The organism is Enterobacter cloacae complex sp. OE43NF (assembly GCF_023544405.1).
Lineage (GTDB): Bacteria > Pseudomonadota > Gammaproteobacteria > Enterobacterales > Enterobacteriaceae > Enterobacter > Enterobacter cloacae.
The window spans coordinates 1-1778 of sequence record NZ_JAMJFW010000125.1 but is presented as its reverse complement, the minus strand read 5'-3'; the positions used below and the strand labels follow the sequence as shown (position 1 = coordinate 1778).

3 protein-coding genes are annotated in these 1778 nt (G+C 53.3%); 2 read left to right on the top strand and 1 reads right to left on the bottom strand.

The features are described from left to right. Nucleotides 1-32: 32 nt before the first annotated feature. A complete protein-coding gene (locus M8370_RS23250) occupies nt 33-776 on the top strand; it encodes an SDR family oxidoreductase (protein ID WP_013096733.1) in 744 nt (247 codons plus the stop codon). 123 nt (nt 777-899) lie between these two features. Further along, on the top strand, nt 900-1403 hold the full coding sequence (locus M8370_RS23245) for a 2-thiouracil desulfurase family protein (protein WP_250021861.1): 504 nt from the start codon (nt 900-902) through the stop codon (nt 1401-1403). 24 nt (nt 1404-1427) lie between these two features. Here M8370_RS23245 and M8370_RS23240 read toward each other — a convergent pair. Next, nucleotides 1428-1778 (bottom strand): MBL fold metallo-hydrolase (locus M8370_RS23240; protein WP_250021860.1); only part of this gene is annotated, 351 nt, incomplete at its 5' end.

Genomic DNA, 1778 nt, shown 5'->3' with positions numbered 1-1778 from the left:
AACACATAATCACTACAAACGGAGACATGAAGATGCTGAGAGGTAAAAGAGCCGTCATTACTGGCGGCGGCGGGGGATTTGGACAGGCGTTGTGCGTGTGGTTGGCACGAGAAGGCGTCGAGGTGGATTTTTGCGCGCGGCGCGCTGATGATATTCAAAACACCTGCAGCATCATCACTGCTGAAGGCGGCATGGCAAAAGGGTATCTCTGTGATTTAACCCAACCTGATTCCATTTCTCAGTTTTCTTCACAGCTGTTAACGTCAGACAAGCCTGTAGACATTTTAATCCTCAATGCTGCTCAGTGGTTGTCAGGAAGGTTTGACGATCAGCCAGACACAGAAATTATCAATACCATCAGTTCAGGTCTGACTGGTTCGATTCTCTTGACTCAGGCATTACTGCCCGGATTAAGACGTTCAGCCAGCGCTGATATCATCTCGATTATCTCTACCTGTGGGATCCCGAATTTCACCGATTCAATTGCGCATCCCGCTTTTTTCGCCAGTAAACATGGGCTGAGCGGGTTTATAACGAAACTGTCGCGGCAAATGTCTGAAGAAAACATACGTGTTACTGGTCTGTATCCACCCGATTTCGAAAATACCGGATTAGAGCCAGCTTTTGATGATCAATCCAGAATGGGGGACGGTCTGCTGAACGGGCGCTCGGTCTGGGAAACCATTCGTTTTGTACTGATGCAACCTCGCAGTTGCCATATCAGCCACATCTATTTTCAAGGCCCAACGCGCGAAGATCTGGTTAGCAGGGGCTGAATTGATTGACGTTGATGTGATAAGTACGTGCACGTCGCGCACACAGCCAACCCTCACCATCCACGCCAGTACCCGCAGCGTGTTACACTTCCTCACTTTCATCATCTACACGACAGGGAAGCGATGATAAATAAAATTCTGGTCAGTGCGTGCCTGATGGGGTTCAGGGTGCGTTATAACGGCAGCGAAAAAGCGAAGGCGATGGCGCAACTCTCCCGCTGGCAAGCGGAGCAGCGGTTAGTGATCCACTGTCCTGAACTGGCTGCCGGGTTGCCGGTGCCCCGACCACCAGCAGAGATTTTGTCGGCCGACGGTCGGGATGTCATGCGCGGGCAGGCCAGAATCATTGAGAATACGGGCCAGGATGTCACCGAGCACTATCAGCTTGCCGCCTGGCTGGCGCTACGTACCGCACAGGAGCATGGCTGTCGCGCGGCGCTGCTCACGGATGGCAGCCCAACCTGCGGGAGCCAGCATATCTATGATGGTTCTTTTAGCGGCGTGCGCAACACGGGGATGGGTGTCGCGGCAGCATTACTCGCTGAACATGGGATCGCGGTATTCTCAGAAACGCAGCTTCCGAAATTGATGCGCTGGATTGACGAAAGAGAAAAGCCCGTATGCTGAACGCGAATGAACAAGCCTGACGTCTTAACCAGAGTAAGAGAGTCGATATCCACTTCCCATACGGAGAACGCGCGCAAAACCTTGCGGCCCGATATGCATTCCCGCAACGAGCAGATTCTCCCTGACCGCGCGTTCCAGCACCTCTTTACGCGTTGCTTCGGCCTGTGCAGGATCCGCGTCAAAGGCGATGCAAACCTCCGGCAGGGCAGACTGTATATGCGGGTAGTGGACAATATCTCCCCATATGAGTAAGTCCTTGTCATGCGAGTGAATGCGAAACCCGGTATGTCCGGGCGTGTGGCCGGGTAACCAGACCGGCAGGATCCCTTCGGCACCACTGTTCTCATCGAAAAAACGCACCTGTTGACCACACGC

What these genes read in the sequence shown, in the direction of transcription:
- M8370_RS23245 (WP_250021861.1), top strand. Translation starts at nt 900, where the DNA reads ATGATAAATAAAATTCTGGTCAGTGCGTGCCTGATGGGGTTCAGGGTG.
- M8370_RS23250 (WP_013096733.1), top strand. Translation starts at nt 33, where the DNA reads ATGCTGAGAGGTAAAAGAGCCGTCATTACTGGCGGCGGCGGGGGATTT.